This window comes from Amaricoccus sp. (genome assembly GCF_017993425.1).
GTDB lineage: Bacteria > Pseudomonadota > Alphaproteobacteria > Rhodobacterales > Rhodobacteraceae > Amaricoccus.
This window is the reverse complement of record NZ_JAGOMQ010000007.1, coordinates 91,295-107,416: the sequence shown is the minus strand read 5'-3', so window position 1 is coordinate 107,416 and position 16,122 is coordinate 91,295. Positions and strand designations below refer to the sequence as shown.

Here is a 16,122-nt window from a genome sequence, read left to right as displayed (position 1 = left end):
GAGCCCGCCTCAGAACGGGAAAAAGAAGGGGGAATACATTGTGACCGAGACGAGCGGCAGGGAGAACGCGCGACAGGCGGCGTTGGAATATCACGAGTTCCCGCGCCCGGGTAAGCTCGAGATCCGCGCCACCAAGCCGATGGCGAACCAGCAGGACCTCAGCCGGGCCTACAGCCCCGGCGTCGCCGAGGCCTGCCTGGAGATCAAGGCCGACCCGTCGATGGCCGCGCGCTACACGACGCGCGGCAACCTCGTCGCCGTGGTCTCGAACGGCACCGCGGTGCTCGGCCTCGGCAATATCGGGGCGCTGGCCTCGAAGCCGGTGATGGAGGGCAAGGCGGTCCTCTTCAAGAAGTTCGCCAACATCGACTGCTTCGACATCGAGGTGGACGAGAAGGACCCGGAGAAGCTCGCCGAGATCGTCGCGAGCCTGGAGCCGACCTTCGGCGCCATCAACCTCGAGGACATCAAGGCGCCCGACTGCTTCGTGGTCGAGCGGCTCTGCCGCGAGAAGATGAAGATCCCCGTCTTCCACGACGACCAGCACGGCACGGCGATCGTGGTCGGCGCGGCGGCGATCAACGCGCTGCGCGTGGCGAAGAAGGACATCGGCGAGGTCAAGATCGTCTCCACCGGCGGCGGCGCGGCGGGCATCGCCTGCCTCAACATGCTGCTGAAGCTCGGGGCGAAGCGCGAGAACGTCTGGCTCTGCGACATCCACGGGCTGGTGTGGCAGGGCAGGGCGGAGGACATGAACCCCGAGAAGGCCGCCTTCGCCCAGGCGACCGACCTGCGGACGCTGGCCGACGTCATCCCGGGGGCGGACCTCTTCCTCGGCCTCTCCGGCCCCGGCGTGCTGAAGCCGGAGATGGTCCGGCAGATGGCGGAGGATCCGATCATCCTCGCGCTCGCCAACCCGAACCCGGAGATCGACCCCGAGGCGGCGCGCGCCGCCAACCCGCGGGCGATCATCGCGACGGGGCGGTCGGACTATCCGAACCAGGTCAACAACGTCCTCTGCTTCCCGTTCATCTTCCGCGGCGCGCTCGACGTCGGCGCGACCGAGATCAACGACGAGATGGAGATCGCCTGCGTCGAGGGCATCGCGGCGCTCGCCCGCGGCTCGTCGAGCGCCGAGGCGGCGGCGGCCTACCAGGGCGAGCGGCTGTCCTTCGGGCGCGACTACCTGATCCCGAAGCCCTTCGACCCGCGGCTCCTCGCCATCGTGGCCGGCGCCGTCGCCGACGCGGCGATGAAGAGCGGCGTGGCGACGCGGCCCGTCGAGGACCTCGACGCCTACAAGGAGCAGCTCAGCCGCTCGGTCTACCGCTCGGCCTTCATCATGCGCCGGGTGTTCGAGGCGGCGAAGTCCTCGGTGCGGCGCATCGTCTTCGCCGAGGGCGAGGACGAGCGGGTGCTGCGCACCGTGCTCGCCATGGGCGAGCAGCAGCTCGACGACCGGGCGATCCTGATCGGGCGGCCCGAGGTGATCGAGCATCGCTGCGAGCGGCTGGCGATCCCGATCAAGGTCGGGCGCGACTTCGACCTGGTGAACCCCGAGGACGACCCGCGCTATCGCGAGTACTGGGGCACCTATCTCTCGATCATGGAGCGGCGCGGCGTCACGCCCGACCTCGCGCGCGCGATCATGCGCACCAACACCACGGCGATCGGCTCGGTGATGGTGCATCGCGAGGAGGCCGAGAGCCTGATCTGCGGCACCTTCGGGCAGTATCTCTGGCACCTGAACTACGTCCGCCAGGTGATAGGCTCGCCGAAGCTGAAGCCGATCGGGGCGCTGTCGCTGATGATCCACGAGAAGGGCGTGCTCTTCGTCGCGGACACCCAGGTGAACGCCGAGCCGACGCCGGAGCAGATCGCCGAGATCACCATCGCCGCGGCCCGCCACGTGCGCCGCTTCGGGCTGGAGCCGAAGATCGCGCTCTGCTCGCACTCGCAGTTCGGCAACCTTGACACCGACTCGGGCCGGCGGATGCGCGCCGCGCTGCACATCCTCGACGCGCAGGAGGTGGGCTTCGTCTACGAGGGCGAGATGCACTCCGACGCGGCGCTCGACCCGCAGTTGCGCGCCCGCATCTTCCCGAACTCGCGGCTCGAGGGCGCGGCCAACGCGCTGATCTTCGCCAACACCGACGCGGCGAGCGGCGTGCGCAACATCATCAAGATGGTCGCCGGCGGGCTCGAGGTCGGGCCGATCCTGATGGGGATGGGCAACAAGGCGCATATCGTGACGCCCTCGATCACCGCGCGGGGGCTGCTCAACATCTCGGCGCTCGCGGGGGCGCCGGTGCAGAGCTACGGCTGAAGGGGGGACGTGCATGGGGTATCGTGAGGTCTACGAGGGGTGGAAGGCCGATCCGGAGCGGTTCTGGCTGGACGCCGCCGGGGCGATCGACTGGGTGCGGCCGCCGAGCCGCGCCATCGACGACACGCGGGCGCCCCTCTACGGCTGGTATGACGACGCCCTGTGCAACGTCTGCTGGAACGCGGTCGACCGCCATGTGGAGGCCGGAAACGGCGCCCGCACGGCGATCATCCACGACAGCCCCGTCACCGGGACGAAGAGCACGACCAGCTACGCCGAGCTGCGCGACCAGGTCGCGCGGCTCGGCGGCGCGCTTCAGGCGCGCGGCGTCGGCAAGGGCGACCGGGTGATCATCTACATGCCGATGATCCCCGAGGCGCTGGTCGCCATGCTCGCCTGCGCCCGGATCGGGGCGATCCATTCGGTGGTGTTCGGCGGCTTCGCGGCGCCGGAGCTCGCCGTGCGCATCGACGACGCGCAGCCGAAGGCGATCCTCGCCGCCTCCTGCGGGCTCGAGCCCGGGCGGACCGTCGCCTACAAGCCGCTGGTCGACGCGGCGATCGAGATGGCGGACCACAAGCCCGGGACCGTCATCGTCTTCCAGCGCCCGCAGCTCGCCGCGGATCTGACCCCCGGCCGCGACCTCGACTGGCACGCCGCGCAGGCGGGGGTGGCGCCGGCCGAATGCGTGCCGGTCGGCGGCATGGACCCGCTCTACGTGCTCTACACCTCCGGCACGACCGGCCAGCCCAAGGGCGTGGTGCGGCCCTCCGCCGGCTACATGGTCGCGCTCGCCTGGACGATGCGCGCCGTCTACGACGTGAAGCCCGGCGACGTGTTCTGGGCGGCGTCGGACGTGGGCTGGGTCGTCGGCCACAGCTACATCTGCTACGCGCCGCTGCTGATCGGCGCGACCACCATCGTCTTCGAGGGCAAGCCCGTCGGCACGCCGGACGCCGGCACGTTCTGGCGGGTGATCTCCGAGCACGAGGTGCAGTCGTTCTTCACCGCCCCGACCGCCTTCCGCGCCGTGAAGCGCGAGGACCCCTCCGGCGAGTTCGTGCGGAAGTACGACCTGAGCGGGCTCCGCCTCGTGTTCCTCGCCGGCGAGCGCGCCGACCCCGACACGATCCTCTGGGCGCAGGACCAGCTCAAGGTGCCGGTGATCGACCACTGGTGGCAGACCGAGACCGGTTGGCCGATCGTGGCGAACCCCGCCGGGATCGAGCTCCTGCCGGTCAAGCTCGGCTCGCCGACCCTGCCGCTCCCGGGCTACGACGTGCAGATCCTCGCCGAGGACGGGACGCCGCTGCCGGCGGGCCAGCTCGGCGCGGTGACGATCCGGCTGCCGCTGCCGCCCGGCACGCTGCCGACGCTCTGGAACGCCGAGAAGCGCTTCATCAAGAGCTACCTGACGACCTTCCCCGGCTACTACGAGACCGGCGACGCCGGCATGATCGACGAGGACGGCTACCTCTACATCATGGCCCGCACCGACGACGTCATCAACGTCGCCGGCCATCGCCTGTCCACCGGCGCGATGGAGGAGGTGCTGGCGAGCCACCCGGACGTCGCCGAATGCGCGGTGATCGGCGTCGCCGACGCGCTGAAGGGCCAGGCGCCGCTCGGCTTCCTCTGCCTCAACCGCGGCTGCGAGCGCAGCCCGGACGACGTGATCAAGGAATGCGTCCGCCTCGTGCGCGACAAGATCGGCCCGGTCGCCGCGTTCAAGACCGCCGTGGTCGTCGAGCGCCTGCCCAAGACCCGCTCGGGCAAGATCCTGCGCGGCGTCATGGTCAAGATCGCCGACGGGGAGGACTACAAGACCCCGGCGACGATCGACGATCCGGCCATCCTCGGCGAGATCGGCGAGAGCCTGTCGCGGCTCGGCCTGCCCGCCAAGGCCTGACCCGGACACGACACGGCGGCGCCCGAACCTGGTTCGGCCGCCGCGGAATGCGAGAATCCGCTTGCGTTTTGTGCGAGCCTGATAATCTCTGGTTGAATATCGCAAGTGCAGCACGCCTCAAGCGTGGTCTGGCGGGCGGCGGGACGGAGGCCGGGGGCGCTCTCGCATGGTCGTGTCGGGCAGATCGATTGCCGGCCTCCTTCTCTACGGCCTGCTGGCCGGGACCTCCTTCGCCGCCGCGACGGAGGACCCCGCGCTCACCCTGCGCCGCCGCGCCGAGGTCTATGCGCTCACCATCGACGAGCTCGACGCGCTGCCGCAGGCGACCATCGTCACCGAGAATGAATTCTCGGACGGACCAGTGGCTTATCGCGGCCCTCTCATCCGGGACGTGATCGCGCTGCTGGCGCTTTTCGAGTTCGACACGCTGCGCTTCACCGCGGCGAACGACTACTACATCGACATCCCGACGGAGGATTTCGAGCGCTACGACGTCATCGTCGCGACCGAGGCGAACGGCGTGCGGCTGTCGCGCCGGGACAAGGGGCCGCTCTGGCTCATGTATCCGATCTCCGGCAACGCCGAGCTGGACGCGCCCGAATATACCGAGCGGCTGATCTGGCAGCTCGTCGAGATCGAGGCGCCCTGAGCCGATGCGGGCGCCGCAGCGATACCTCGGACTCGTGGTCCTCCTCGCGATGGCGGGCTTCGCCGCGCTCGGCTACCAGTCGATCCGCCGCGACGTCGAGAGCCTGCGCGCCATCAGCCGCGAGAACATCCTCTGGACCGCGACGCAGATGGAGGTGGAGCTGCTCCGGTTCCAGCTGAGCGTCGCCGACCTCGCGGCCGCGCCGACGCCGGAGGCGCTGGACGCGATGCGGGAGCGCTTCAACATCCTGTGGAGCCGCGTCTTCATGATGGGCGCCGGCCGGATCGGCGAGCTGATCGAGCGCTACGACGAGGGCTTCGACTCGATCCCGCGCTTCCAGCAATACCTCAAGGAGCTCGACCCGGTGCTGGCGGCGCTGCGTCCCGACGACGCCGCGCAGGTCGCGGTGATCCGCCAGGAGCTGGTCACCTTCCAGCACGACCTCCGGCTCTATACGCTGCGCGTGGTGCGCGGCGACACCGAGGCCGCGGCGGCGGTGCGCGACCGCCTTCAGCTCAGCTCGCAGATGACCGCGGCGATCAGCCTCGCCGCCATCCTGCTGAGCGCGCTGGCGCTGGCGCTGATCCTGCGCGAGAACCGCCGCCAGCGCGAGATGGCCGAGCTCGACCGCCGCCTCGCCCAGGAGGCCGAGACGGCGAGCCGCGCCAAGTCGCGCTTCCTCACCACGATGAGCCACGAGCTGCGCAACCCGCTGAACGGCGTCCTCGGCCCGCTGGCGCTGCTGCGCCAGAGCGACCTGCCGGCGCGGCAGCGGCGGCTGGTGGAGCAGGCGCAGCAGTCGGGGGCGGCGACGCTGCAGATGCTCTCCGGCCTCCTCGACCATGCCGAGCTGCAGGACGGGCGGCTGCGGATGCGCCGCCAGCCCTTCCGGCTCGGCGCGCTGGCGGAGGGAGTGGGGGCGGCGCTGGCCGATGCGGGGGAGACCGGGATCCGGGTCGAGGCGACGAGCGAGGCGGGCGACGTCCTCCTCGGCGACCTCGTCCGGCTGCGCGACATCTTCGTCAACCTCGGGGCCTACGTCCGCGCCAGCGCCCGGCCCGGGACGGTCGAGATCGCGTTCGCGCGGCAGGCCGGGACGCTGGTCGGCGAGCTGCGCTTCGTCGCCGCGGATCCCTCGGCCGACTGGAAGCTCGAGCTCGTCACCGGCCTCAACGAGCCGACGCCCGACCAGCTCACCTCCGAGGCGCTGCGCCCGCTGATCGCCCGCGGCCTGATCGCCGCCGCCGCCGGGGTGCTGGAGCTCTGCGACGGCGCCGGCCAGCGCCGCTCGATGCGCGTCGTCATCCCCGCGCCGTCCGTGCGCCAGGAGCCGCTGCGCATCTGGCTGGAGACCCGCTCCGGAGCGCTCGCCGCGATCTACCGCGCGTCGCTCCGCTCCGACCGGGTGAGCTTCGTCGACCGCGACGACGCGGGCCCGGTCGACGTCGTGCTGGTCGACGCCTCCAGCCTCGCCGAGGAGACGCTGATGGCCCGCCTGCGCGCCCGCCACCCCGGCGCGCTCTTCGTCTCCCTCGGCGCGCCGGACCGGCCCGAATCGTTCGACGACATCGTCGAGACCCCCGCCGACATGGGCCGCCTCCGCCACCGCATCCTCGGCGACGCCGCCGGCTGACGCCGGGCGAGGGCGCGCCCCGCCGTCGCGCCCGCCGCCGGCGGGCTCGCCGGCCGCCCGGCGACGCCGGCGGCCATCCCCTGCGCCGCTCCGGCCCGAGCCGGCCTTCGGCGGCGGGGCCCTGCGACGCCGCCGGCCAACCCATGCGCCTCCCCCGGCCGCGGCCGACCGTCGCGTGGCCCGGCCTCGGCGGCGCCCGGCGGCTGCCCCGCGCACGGCCTGCCCCGCGCACGGCCTGCCCCGCGCACGGCCTGCCACCGCGCACGGCCTGCCACCGCGCACGGCCTGCCCCGCGCACGGCCTGCCACCGCGCACGGCCTGCCACCGCGCACGGCCTGCCACCGCGCGCGACCGGGCCTGCGTCTCCGCGCGATGCGATTTGCATTCCGCCCGCCGCCCGCCCTATGAGCGGGCCGGGCGCCGTCGGGGCGCCCCGCCGAGAGGACCGCCGCTTGCCGATGGAACCCGCCCCCGAGCCGGCCTGGCGCCTGTCCGTCGCCCCGATGATGGACTGGACCGACCGCCACTGCCGGTTCTTCCACCGCCGCCTCACCCGGCGGACGCTCCTCTACACCGAGATGGTCACCACCGGCGCCGTCCTCCACGGGCCCCGCGAGCGCCTGCTCGCCTTCCACCCCGAGGAGCGCCCCCTTGCGCTCCAGCTCGGCGGGTCCGAGCCCGCGGCGCTCGCCCGCGCCGCCGCCATCGCCCGCGATCTCGGCTTCGACGAGATCGACCTCAACGTCGGCTGCCCCTCCGACCGCGTGCAGTCCGGCTGCTTCGGCGCCGCGCTGATGCGCACCCCGGGCCTCGTCGCCGACTGCGTCGCCGCGATGATCGCCGCCGCCGGCCCGGTCGAGGTCACCGTCAAATGCCGCATCGGCGTCGACGACCAGGACCCGGAGGCCACGCTCCCCGCCTTCGTCGCCCTGATGGCCGCCGCCGGCGTCCGCCGGGTCGCCGTCCACGCCCGCAAGGCCTGGCTGCAGGGCCTGAGCCCGAAGGAGAACCGCGAGATCCCGCCGCTCGACTACGCCCTCGTCCGCCGCGTCAAGGCCGCCTTTCCCGGCCTCGACATCATCCTCAACGGCGGCGTCCCCGGCCTCGACGCGGCCGAGGCGCATCTCGCCGCCGGGCTCGACGGCGTGATGATCGGCCGCGCCGCCTATCACGAGCCGGCCCTCCTCGGCGCCGCGGACCGCCGCCTCTACGGCGCCGCCACCCCGGACGTGCCCCCCGAGGCGGCCGTGCAAGCGATGCTGCCCTACATCGAGGCCGAGCGCGCCGCCGGGACGCCGCTCGCCCGCATCACCCGCCACATGCTCGGCGCCTTCGCCGGCCGGCCGGGAGCGCGGACGTGGCGGCGCATCCTCTCCGAGGGCGCCCACCGCCCCGACGCCGGCCCGGAGCTGGTCGAGCGCGCCCTCGCCGCGATCGGCCCCGCCGGGCCCGCCCTGCACGCCGCGGGCTGACGGAAGCGCCCCCCGGCGCGCCCTCGTCGGGCGACCGCCGAAAGGGGAAACCATGCGCCGCGCCGCCTCCAGGCCGTTCGCCTCCTCGCTGCCCTCGCCGGCCGGGCCGCGGCGCAGGGGCCGGTCGACCTGGAGACGCTGGCCGGCGCGGAGCGGACGTAAACGCCTACGCAAGGCGCAGATGATCGCATACGTGAAACCAATAAGCCCAAAATTCCATCAATCAGGATGGTTCGCCAAAAATTAGGGCGTCCATCCTTGACGCTAGTTTCCCCTCGTCGTCAGCGTGCCGGCATCGGACCGCCGATGGCGGCGCGCGGCCCAATGGCTCGCCTGCGACCACAATACCCGAACGAGGAGGGGATCGATGAAGGGACTGACCAGTTTCCGGCTCGGCGCGGCGCTTGCGGCGATGCTCGCCGCCGCCCCGGCGCTTGCGCAGGAGGGCGAGCCGATCAAGGTCGGCATCCTGCATTCGCTCACCGGCACGATGGCGATCTCCGAGACGACGCTCAAGGACGTCATGCTGATGCTCATCGAGGAGCAGAACGCCAAGGGCGGCCTGCTCGGCCGGCCGCTCGAGGCGGTGGTAGTCGACCCCGCCTCCGACTGGCCGCTCTTCGCCGAGAAGGCGCGCGACCTGATCGCCACCCAGGGCGTCGACGTGGTGTTCGGCTGCTGGACCTCCGTCAGCCGCAAGTCGGTGCTGCCGGTCTTCGAGGAGCTGAACTCGATCCTGTTCTACCCGGTGCAGTACGAGGGCCAGGAGAGCCAGCGGAACGTCTTCTACACCGGCGCGGCGCCGAACCAGCAGGCGATCCCGGCGGTCGACTACCTGATGAACGAGGAAGGCGTCGAGCGCTGGGTGCTCGCCGGCACCGACTACGTCTATCCGCGCACGACGAACCAGATCCTCGAGGCCTACCTCAAGGGCAAAGGCGTCGCGGCCGAGGACATCATGATCAACTACACGCCGTTCGGGCATTCCGACTGGCAGACGATCGTGAGCGACATCAAGGCCTTCGGCTCGGCCGGCAAGAAGACGGCCGTGGTCTCGACGATCAACGGCGACGCCAACGTGCCCTTCTACAAGGAGCTCGGCAACCAGGGCGTCTCCGCCGCGGACATCCCCGTCGTCGCCTTCTCGGTCGGCGAGGAGGAGCTCGCGGGGCTCGACACCGCGCCGCTGGTCGGCCACCTCGCGGCGTGGAACTACTTCATGTCCGTCGACACCCCGGAGAACGCCGAGTTCATCGACGCCTGGCACAAGTTCATCGGCAACGACGACCGCGTGACCAACGACCCGATGGAGGCCCACTACATCGGCTTCAACATGTGGGTGAAGGCGGTCGAGGCGGCGGGGACGACGGACACCGACGCGGTGATCGAGGCGATGAACGGCGTCGCGGTGCCGAACCTGACCGGCGGCCTCTCGGCGATGAGCGTCAACCATCACATCACCAAGCCGGTGCTGATCGGCGAGATCCGCGACGACGGCCAGTTCGACGTGGTCTGGGAGACTAACGGCCTCGTGCTCGGCGACGAGTGGTCGGACTACCTGCCCGAGTCGAAGGACCTCGTCGGCGTCTGGCGCGCGCCGATGCAGTGCGGGAACTTCAACACCGCGACCGGCGAGTGCGGCGGCGCGACCAACTGACCTCCCGAGCCTGCGCCGCGCCGGGCCGCCCCCCGGGGCCCGGCGCGGCTTTTCCCCGACGGAGCCCGCGCCCCGATGATGCGTCCCCTCGCCGCCCTGCTCGTCTGGCTCGCGCTCCTCGCGGCCCCGGGCTTCGCCCAGACGCTCGAGGAGCTGATGGTCCGCCTTCCCGACGGCAGCTTCAGCGACCGCGCCGAGGTGGTCGGGGAAATCGCCCGCACCGGCGACCCGCGCGCCGTCGGCGTGCTGGAGGCGCTGGGGGCGGGCGAGCTGCAAGTGCGCAAGGACGACGGCGCCATCCTGCGCGTCACCGGCCGCGGCAGCCGCGCCCAGGGCTTCGACCCGCTGACCGGCGCCGGACTCGGCCCCGTCGCCGCCCGCTCGACCGAGGCGATCAAGATCAACAACGGCCTGCGCCGCACCATCCGCGCCGCCCTCGGCACCATGACGCTGGCGGACCCCGACCCCGCCCGCCGCCTCGACGCCGCCGCGGCCGCCTTCCGCGCCGCCGATCCCGAGGCGCTGCCCGCCCTGCGGGCCGCCCGCGCGGCCGAGAAGGACGCCGCCATCGCCACGGCGCTGGACGCCGCCATCGCCATCTCCACCCTGAAATCCGACGCCCCCTCGGCCGAGCGCGTCGCCGCGGTCGAGCGGGTCGCCGCCGCGCCGGCCCGCGACGCCGTCGCCGCGCTGACGCCCGTCGCCGCCGACCCCGACCCGGCGGTCGCCGAGGCCGCCGCCGACGCCGTCGCCGCCATCGAGGCCCGCCAGGCGATGTGGAGCCACGCCCGGAACGTCTGGTTCGGCGTCTCGCTCGGCTCGGTCCTGCTCCTCGCCGCCGTCGGCCTCGCCATCACCTTCGGCGTGATGGGCGTCATCAACATGGCCCATGGCGAGCTGATCATGCTCGGCGCCTACGCCACCTTCGTCACGCAAGCCCTTATCCGCGCCCACGCGCCGGAGCTCTTCGACTGGTCGCTGCTCATCGCCGTGCCGGTCGCCTTCCTCGTCGCCGGCGGCGTCGGCGTCGCCATCGAGCGCGGCATCGTCCGCCATCTCTACGGCCGCCCGCTGGAGACGCTGCTCGCCACCTGGGGCGTCAGCCTGATCCTCCAGCAGACGGTGCGCACGATCTTCGGCCCCACCAACAAGGAGGTCGGCAACCCGTCCTGGATGGCCGGCGCCTTCCAGCTCGGCGAGCTCTCGATCACCTGGAACCGCTTCTGCATCCTCCTCTTCGCCATTGCCGTGTTCTTCGGGCTGCTGTTGCTGCTGCGCCGCACCGCGCTCGGGTTGCAGATGCGCGCCGTCACCCAGAACCGCGCCATGGCGGCCGAGATGGGCATCCGCACCGGCCGCGTCGACGCGCTGACCTTCGGCCTCGGCGCCGGCATCGCCGGGCTCGCCGGCGTGGCGCTCAGCCAGATCGACAACGTCTCGCCGAACCTCGGGCAGGCCTACATCATCGACTCGTTCCTCGTCGTCGTCTTCGGCGGCGCCGGCAACCTCTGGGGCGCCTTCGCCGCCGCCTTCTCGCTCGGGATCGCCAACAAGCTCCTCGAGCCCTGGGCCGGCGCGGTGCTGGCGAAGATCCTGATCCTCGTCTTCATCATCCTCTTCATCCAGAAGCGTCCCCGCGGCCTCTTCCCGCAGCGCGGCCGCGCGGCGGAGGCGTGACGATGGCCCCGCAGTCCGACCGCCTGATCGACGCCCGCATGGGCGTCTTCCTCGCCGCGCTCTTCGTCGTCATCGTCGCCGTCCCCGCCGGCAACCTCCTCGCCACGCCCGGCTCGGCGCTCCACGTCCCCTCGACGCTGGTCGCGCTCCTCGGCAAGTACCTCACCTACGCGCTCCTGGCGGTTTCCCTCGACCTCGTCTGGGGTTACGCCGGCATCCTCTCCCTCGGCCACGGCGCCTTCTTCGCCTTGGGCGGCTACGCGATGGGGATGCACCTCATGCGCGAGATCGGCGCCCGCGGCGTCTACGCGAACCCCGAGCTGCCCGACTTCATGGTCTTCCTCTCCTACGAGCGGCTGCCGTGGTTCTGGCACGGCTTCGACATGTTCTGGTTCGCCTGCCTGATGACGCTCCTCGTCCCCGGCCTCCTCGCCTTCGTCTTCGGCTGGTTCGCCTTCCGCTCCCGCGTCACCGGCGTCTACCTCTCGATCATCACCCAGGCGCTCACCTACGCCCTGATGCTCGCCTTCTTCCGCAACGAGATGGGCTTCGGCGGCAACAACGGCCTGACCGACTTCCGCGACGTGCTCGGTTTCCCCCTCTCCGCCGACACCACCCGCGCCGCGCTCTTCGTCCTCTCCGGCCTCGCGCTCGCCGGCGGGCTCCTGCTCGCCCGCGCCATCACCGTCTCGAAGCTCGGCAAGGTGCTCGTCGGGGTGCGCGACGCCGAGAGCCGGACCCGCTTCCTCGGCTACCGCGTCGAGCACTACAAGCTCTTCGTCTTCACCGTCTCGGCCATGCTCGCCGGCCTCGCCGGGGCGCTCTACGTGCCGCAGGTCGGCATCATCAACCCCTCCGAGTTCTCGCCGGCGAGCTCGATCGTCATCGTCATCTGGGTCGCCCTCGGCGGCCGCGGCACCCTCGTCGGCGCCGCCCTCGGCGCGCTGATCGTCTCGGCGGTCGAGTCCTGGCTCACCTCCGCGGCGCCGGAGGCCTGGGTCTTCGTCCTCGGCGCGATGTTCGTCCTCGTCACCATCTTCCTGCCGCGCGGCGTCCTCGGCCTGATCGAGGACGTGGCGGCGAAACGCCGCGGCGCGCCGGCCGCCATCGCCGCGCCCGAGCCCGCGGAGTAGCGCCCATGAAGGAAACCCAGCTCTACCTCCAGGACGTCCACCGCGCCTTCGACGGCTACAAGGCGATCAACGGCCTCTCCATCGCCATCGCCAAGGGCGAGCTGCGCGCCGTCGTCGGCCCGAACGGCGCCGGCAAGACCACGATGCTCGACATCATCACCGGCAAGACCCGCCCCGATACGGGGCGCGTGGTCTGGGACGAGGACGTCGACCTCACCCGCCTCGACGAGGCGGAGACGGCCCGCCTCGGCATCGGCCGCAAGTTCCAGAAGCCCACCGTCTTCGAGACCCAGAGCGTCGAGGACAACCTGATGCTCTCGCTCGCCGGGCCGCGCGGCGTGCCCACCTCGCTCTTCCACCGCCTCACCGGCCGCGACCGCGCCCGCATCGACGAGCTGCTCGAGACCGTGCGCCTGACCGAGGCCCGCCGCCGCCTCGCCGGCAGCCTCAGCCACGGCCAGAAGCAATGGCTGGAGATCGGGATGCTGCTGGCGCAGGACCCGCAGCTCCTCCTCGTCGACGAGCCCGCCGCCGGCATGACCGACGCCGAGACCATGCGCACCGCCGAGCTCCTCGTCTCGCTCGCCGGCAGGCACTCCGTCGTCGTCATCGAGCACGACATGGACTTCGTCCGCGCGCTCGACTGCAAGGTCACCGTGCTCCATCGCGGCGCGGTGCTGGCCGAAGGCTCCCTCGACCACGTCTCGGCCAATCCCGAGGTGGTCGAGGTCTATCTGGGGCGCTGACACATGCTCTCCGTCGAGGACATCGACCTCACCTACGGCGCCAGCCAGGCGCTGCGCGGCGTCTCCGTCGTCGCCGAGCCGGGGCAGGTGACCTGCGTGCTCGGCCGCAACGGCGTCGGCAAGACCTCGCTGATGCGCGCCATCTCCGGCCGCCACGCCGTCAGCCGCGGCCGGGTGATGTGGGAGGGCGCCGACATCGCCCGCCTGCGCCCCGACGCCCGCGCCCGCCTCGGCGTCGCCACCGTGCCGCAGGGCCGCGAGATCTTCCCGCTGCTCACGGTGCGCGAGAACCTCGAGACCGGCTTCTCGCTCCTGCCGCGGCGCGAGCGGCGCATCCCCGATACCGTCTTCGACCTCTTCCCCGTCCTTCATGAGATGATGGGCCGCCGCGGCGGCGACCTCTCCGGCGGGCAGCAGCAGCAGCTCGCCATCGGCCGCGCCATGGTCACCGACCCGCGGCTCCTCCTGCTCGACGAGCCGACCGAGGGCATCCAGCCCTCGATCATCAAGGACATCGGCCGCGCCATCCGCTACCTGCGCGATCAGGGCCGCATGGCGATCGTGCTGGTCGAGCAGTATTTCGACTTCGCGGCCGAGCTCGCCGACCGCTACGCGGTGATGGACCGCGGCCGAGTCGTCCTCGCCGGCCCGGCCGCCGAGGTGGACCCCGACGAGGTCCGCCGCTGGATGACGGTATGAGCGTGAAGCGCGCGCCATTCCTGGGCAGGTGCGGCAGAAATCTGCCTATCCGCCGGGCGCCGGCCGCCACGCGACGGAAACCGCGCGCTTTTCCTTGATACTGCACCGCAGCAAGGCTATGTTGATGACAAGCGTAAATGGTGCATCAGGTAATCCGGTAGCGTTGTTCGTAGTCGAGGGGCCGTCTGGCGAAAGCCGGGCGGCCTTCTCGTTTTCCGCGTTCTGGTTTGTGCGCCGCAACCTGAGATTGCACCGCGCGACCCATTCCACGCTGATCTATCTATAGTTGCGGCCTCCTCACATAATTGTGAGCCGAGCGTCGCAGTACTGCTTCGCCGCCGCCGCGCCGCCGCCACGCCGAGATGCGCCAGCGCCGCCCACCCGGCGTCCGCCACGGGCGGCCGTCTCAGCCGGCGGTCAACGGCATTCCAGCCGCACCTTGTCGGCGAAGAGGGCGCCGACGTCGTCCTTCGGATCCTCGTCCACGCCGATCTCGGCGAGGCTCAGCTGGAGCGCGACCAGCCGCTCCGTCGGCTTGAAGGGCTCGACCTCGGCGGCGCAGCCCTCGGCGGGGCCTTCGATCCTCGGGGCGTCGGTGACGGCATAGCCGGTGAAGTACGTCGGGTCGTAGACCTCGACCACCGCGTGGCGCGGGCGGAACGGCTGGGCCACGCGACGGTTGAAGCGGATCACCGCGCGCCCGTCGGGCTGCACCTCGGCCTCCGCCGCCTCCGGCCCGCCGAGCCCCACCGGGCGGCCGTCGCTCGACAGGTAGGAATCCCCCGCGAACCCCTCGACCCATTCGGTCTGGTAGGCGGCGAGCCGGGTTTCCTCGTCCGCGGTCAACGCCTTGCCGGCGTCGATGCCGAGATCCTCGAGCATCGTGTGCGAGCTGATCGCGTCGTAGACCCAGGTCACCCGCAGCTCCGACAGCCGGCCCTGCGGGTCGAACAGGAAATCGACGCCGCCGTCGATGAAGACATGCGGATGCGCGAGCGCCGCGCCCGGCGCGAGCAGCGCCGCGACGGCCGCCGCCCGCAGCGTCCCGCCCCGGCTTGCCCGGCCCCGGCTTGCCCGATCCTGTCTCCGCGCCATCGTCCGCTCCCGCGTCGGCGAGCGGGATACGCTCCGGCGCGGCGCTTGTCACCACCCGCGAGGGCGGCGGTCAGACCGGCGGCGCCAGGCAGCCGACCAGTCCGTCCGCCAGCCGGTCGAGCAGGGCGGTGTAGAGCTCCGGCCCCGGCGCGAGCCCGGCGCCCAGCGGGTCGAGCACCCCGGCCCGCGCCGGCGTCCCCTCGATCACCGTCTCGACGAGGCCCTGGTCGAACTGCGGCTCCGAGAACACGCAGACCGCGCCCGCGTCGCGGACGAGCGCGCGGATCTCGGCGATCCGCACGGCGCCCGGCGGCGCGGCGTCGCTCGTCGAGATCGCCCCGGCGGCCGGCAGCCCGAAGCGGTCCTCGAAATAGTGATAGGCGTCGTGGAACACCACGAAGGGACGTCCCCGCGCCGGCGCCGTCTCGGCGGCGATCCGGCTCGTCAGCGCCTCGGCGTCCGCGCCGAAGGCCGCGGCGTTGGCGCGGTAGGCGTCGGCGTTCGCCGGATCGGCCGCGGCCAGCGCCTCCGCCACCACGCCCGCCATCACCGCGGCGTTCGCCGGGTCGAGCCAGAGATGCGGGTCGGCGCCGGTCTCGTCGTGGTCGTGGTCATGATCGTCGTGGTCATGATCGTCATGGCCGGGGTCGTCATGGCCGTGGTCGTCGTGGCCGTGGTCGTCGTGACCCTCCTCCGCGTGCCCGTGCTCGTGCGCCTCGAAGGTCCCGCCGACGCGCCGCGGCAGCAGCCGAATCCCCGGCGCATCGGCCAGCGTCACCCGCGCCGCGTCGCCCGCGAGCGAGTCGATCGGGCCCTCCAGCCACGGCGTCAGGCCGGGACCGATCCAGACGACGACGTCGGCGGCGTCGAGCGCGGCGGCGTCGGAGGGCCGCAGCGCCGCGTCGTGCTCCGACGCGCCCGGCTGGACGAGCAGCGTCGGCGCGCCGAGACCGCCCATCACCGCCGCGACGATCGAATGCACCGGCGCGATGTCGGCGACGACGCGCGGGCTTGCCAGCGCCGGCGCGGCGGCGAGCGACACGGCAAGCGACAGGGCGGGCGCAAGCCCGCCGGGACGAGTGAGCCCGGCCATGGAACCTCTCCGATGCAGCGCCCGGCGGAGCTT

At 72.1% G+C, this 16,122-nt stretch carries 12 protein-coding genes; 10 read left to right on the top strand and 2 right to left on the bottom strand.

Annotation, left to right across the window (positions count from 1 at the left end):
• Positions 1-37: 37 nt before the first annotated feature.
• From KBB57_RS05335 to urtE, 10 genes are all read left to right on the top strand, one after another.
• Positions 38-2,326: an NADP-dependent malic enzyme gene (locus KBB57_RS05335; protein ID WP_290747516.1), complete on the top strand. Its 2,289-nt coding sequence runs from the start codon at positions 38-40 to the stop codon at positions 2,324-2,326.
• A gap of 13 nt (positions 2,327-2,339) precedes the next feature.
• Positions 2,340-4,235, top strand: a complete 1,896-nt coding sequence (locus tag KBB57_RS05330) for a propionyl-CoA synthetase (protein ID WP_290747499.1) — start codon at positions 2,340-2,342, stop codon at positions 4,233-4,235.
• Positions 4,236-4,401: 166 nt separating this feature from the next.
• Complete coding sequence (locus KBB57_RS05325) at positions 4,402-4,884, top strand: hypothetical protein (protein ID WP_290747498.1); 483 nt, start codon at positions 4,402-4,404, stop codon at positions 4,882-4,884.
• A gap of 4 nt (positions 4,885-4,888) precedes the next feature.
• On the top strand, positions 4,889-6,517 hold the full coding sequence (locus KBB57_RS05320; protein WP_290747497.1) for a histidine kinase dimerization/phospho-acceptor domain-containing protein: 1,629 nt from the start codon (positions 4,889-4,891) through the stop codon (positions 6,515-6,517).
• A 458-nt stretch (positions 6,518-6,975) separates the two neighbouring features.
• Entirely contained in the window at positions 6,976-7,989 is a 1,014-nt protein-coding gene (dusA, locus tag KBB57_RS05315) for a tRNA dihydrouridine(20/20a) synthase DusA (protein ID WP_290747515.1), read from the top strand.
• A 412-nt stretch (positions 7,990-8,401) separates the two neighbouring features.
• The gene (urtA, locus tag KBB57_RS05310; protein WP_290747514.1) at positions 8,402-9,646 is read left to right on the top strand and encodes an urea ABC transporter substrate-binding protein; all 1,245 of its coding nucleotides are present in this window, start codon (positions 8,402-8,404) and stop codon (positions 9,644-9,646) included.
• Between the two features lie 75 nt (positions 9,647-9,721).
• Positions 9,722-11,323, top strand: a complete 1,602-nt coding sequence (gene urtB, locus KBB57_RS05305; protein WP_290747496.1) for an urea ABC transporter permease subunit UrtB — start codon at positions 9,722-9,724, stop codon at positions 11,321-11,323.
• Between the two features lie 2 nt (positions 11,324-11,325).
• Positions 11,326-12,456, top strand: coding sequence for an urea ABC transporter permease subunit UrtC (gene urtC, locus KBB57_RS05300; protein WP_290747495.1), 1,131 nt, complete (start codon positions 11,326-11,328; stop codon positions 12,454-12,456).
• Between the two features lie 5 nt (positions 12,457-12,461).
• The gene (urtD, locus tag KBB57_RS05295; RefSeq protein ID WP_290747494.1) at positions 12,462-13,202 is read left to right on the top strand and encodes an urea ABC transporter ATP-binding protein UrtD; all 741 of its coding nucleotides are present in this window, start codon (positions 12,462-12,464) and stop codon (positions 13,200-13,202) included.
• A gap of 3 nt (positions 13,203-13,205) precedes the next feature.
• Complete coding sequence (urtE, locus tag KBB57_RS05290) at positions 13,206-13,901, top strand: urea ABC transporter ATP-binding subunit UrtE (RefSeq protein WP_290747493.1); 696 nt, start codon at positions 13,206-13,208, stop codon at positions 13,899-13,901.
• A gap of 417 nt (positions 13,902-14,318) precedes the next feature.
• On the opposite strand, the gene KBB57_RS05285 is transcribed toward urtE, so the two are convergent.
• Both KBB57_RS05285 and KBB57_RS05280 read right to left on the bottom strand, forming a co-directional pair.
• Positions 14,319-14,996 (bottom strand): DUF1007 family protein, encoded by a 678-nt coding sequence (locus tag KBB57_RS05285; RefSeq protein ID WP_290747492.1) that lies wholly within the window; start codon positions 14,994-14,996, stop codon positions 14,319-14,321.
• A gap of 70 nt (positions 14,997-15,066) precedes the next feature.
• Entirely contained in the window at positions 15,067-16,089 is a 1,023-nt protein-coding gene (locus tag KBB57_RS05280) for a zinc ABC transporter substrate-binding protein (protein ID WP_290747491.1), read from the bottom strand.
• Positions 16,090-16,122 lie beyond the last annotated feature (33 nt).

Bases quoted from the DNA above. Each gene is read 5' to 3' on its own strand.
- KBB57_RS05330 (WP_290747499.1), top strand. From the start codon at position 2,340: ATGGGGTATCGTGAGGTCTACGAGGGGTGGAAGGCCGATCCGGAGCGG.
- KBB57_RS05325 (WP_290747498.1), top strand. From the start codon at position 4,402: ATGGTCGTGTCGGGCAGATCGATTGCCGGCCTCCTTCTCTACGGCCTG.
- KBB57_RS05320 (WP_290747497.1), top strand. From the start codon at position 4,889: ATGCGGGCGCCGCAGCGATACCTCGGACTCGTGGTCCTCCTCGCGATG.
- dusA (WP_290747515.1), top strand. From the start codon at position 6,976: ATGGAACCCGCCCCCGAGCCGGCCTGGCGCCTGTCCGTCGCCCCGATG.
- urtA (WP_290747514.1), top strand. From the start codon at position 8,402: ATGCTCGCCGCCGCCCCGGCGCTTGCGCAGGAGGGCGAGCCGATCAAG.
- urtB (WP_290747496.1), top strand. From the start codon at position 9,722: ATGATGCGTCCCCTCGCCGCCCTGCTCGTCTGGCTCGCGCTCCTCGCG.
- urtC (WP_290747495.1), top strand. From the start codon at position 11,326: ATGGCCCCGCAGTCCGACCGCCTGATCGACGCCCGCATGGGCGTCTTC.
- urtD (WP_290747494.1), top strand. From the start codon at position 12,462: ATGAAGGAAACCCAGCTCTACCTCCAGGACGTCCACCGCGCCTTCGAC.
- urtE (WP_290747493.1), top strand. From the start codon at position 13,206: ATGCTCTCCGTCGAGGACATCGACCTCACCTACGGCGCCAGCCAGGCG.
- KBB57_RS05285 (WP_290747492.1), bottom strand. From the start codon at position 14,996: ATGGCGCGGAGACAGGATCGGGCAAGCCGGGGCCGGGCAAGCCGGGGC.
- KBB57_RS05280 (WP_290747491.1), bottom strand. From the start codon at position 16,089: ATGGCCGGGCTCACTCGTCCCGGCGGGCTTGCGCCCGCCCTGTCGCTT.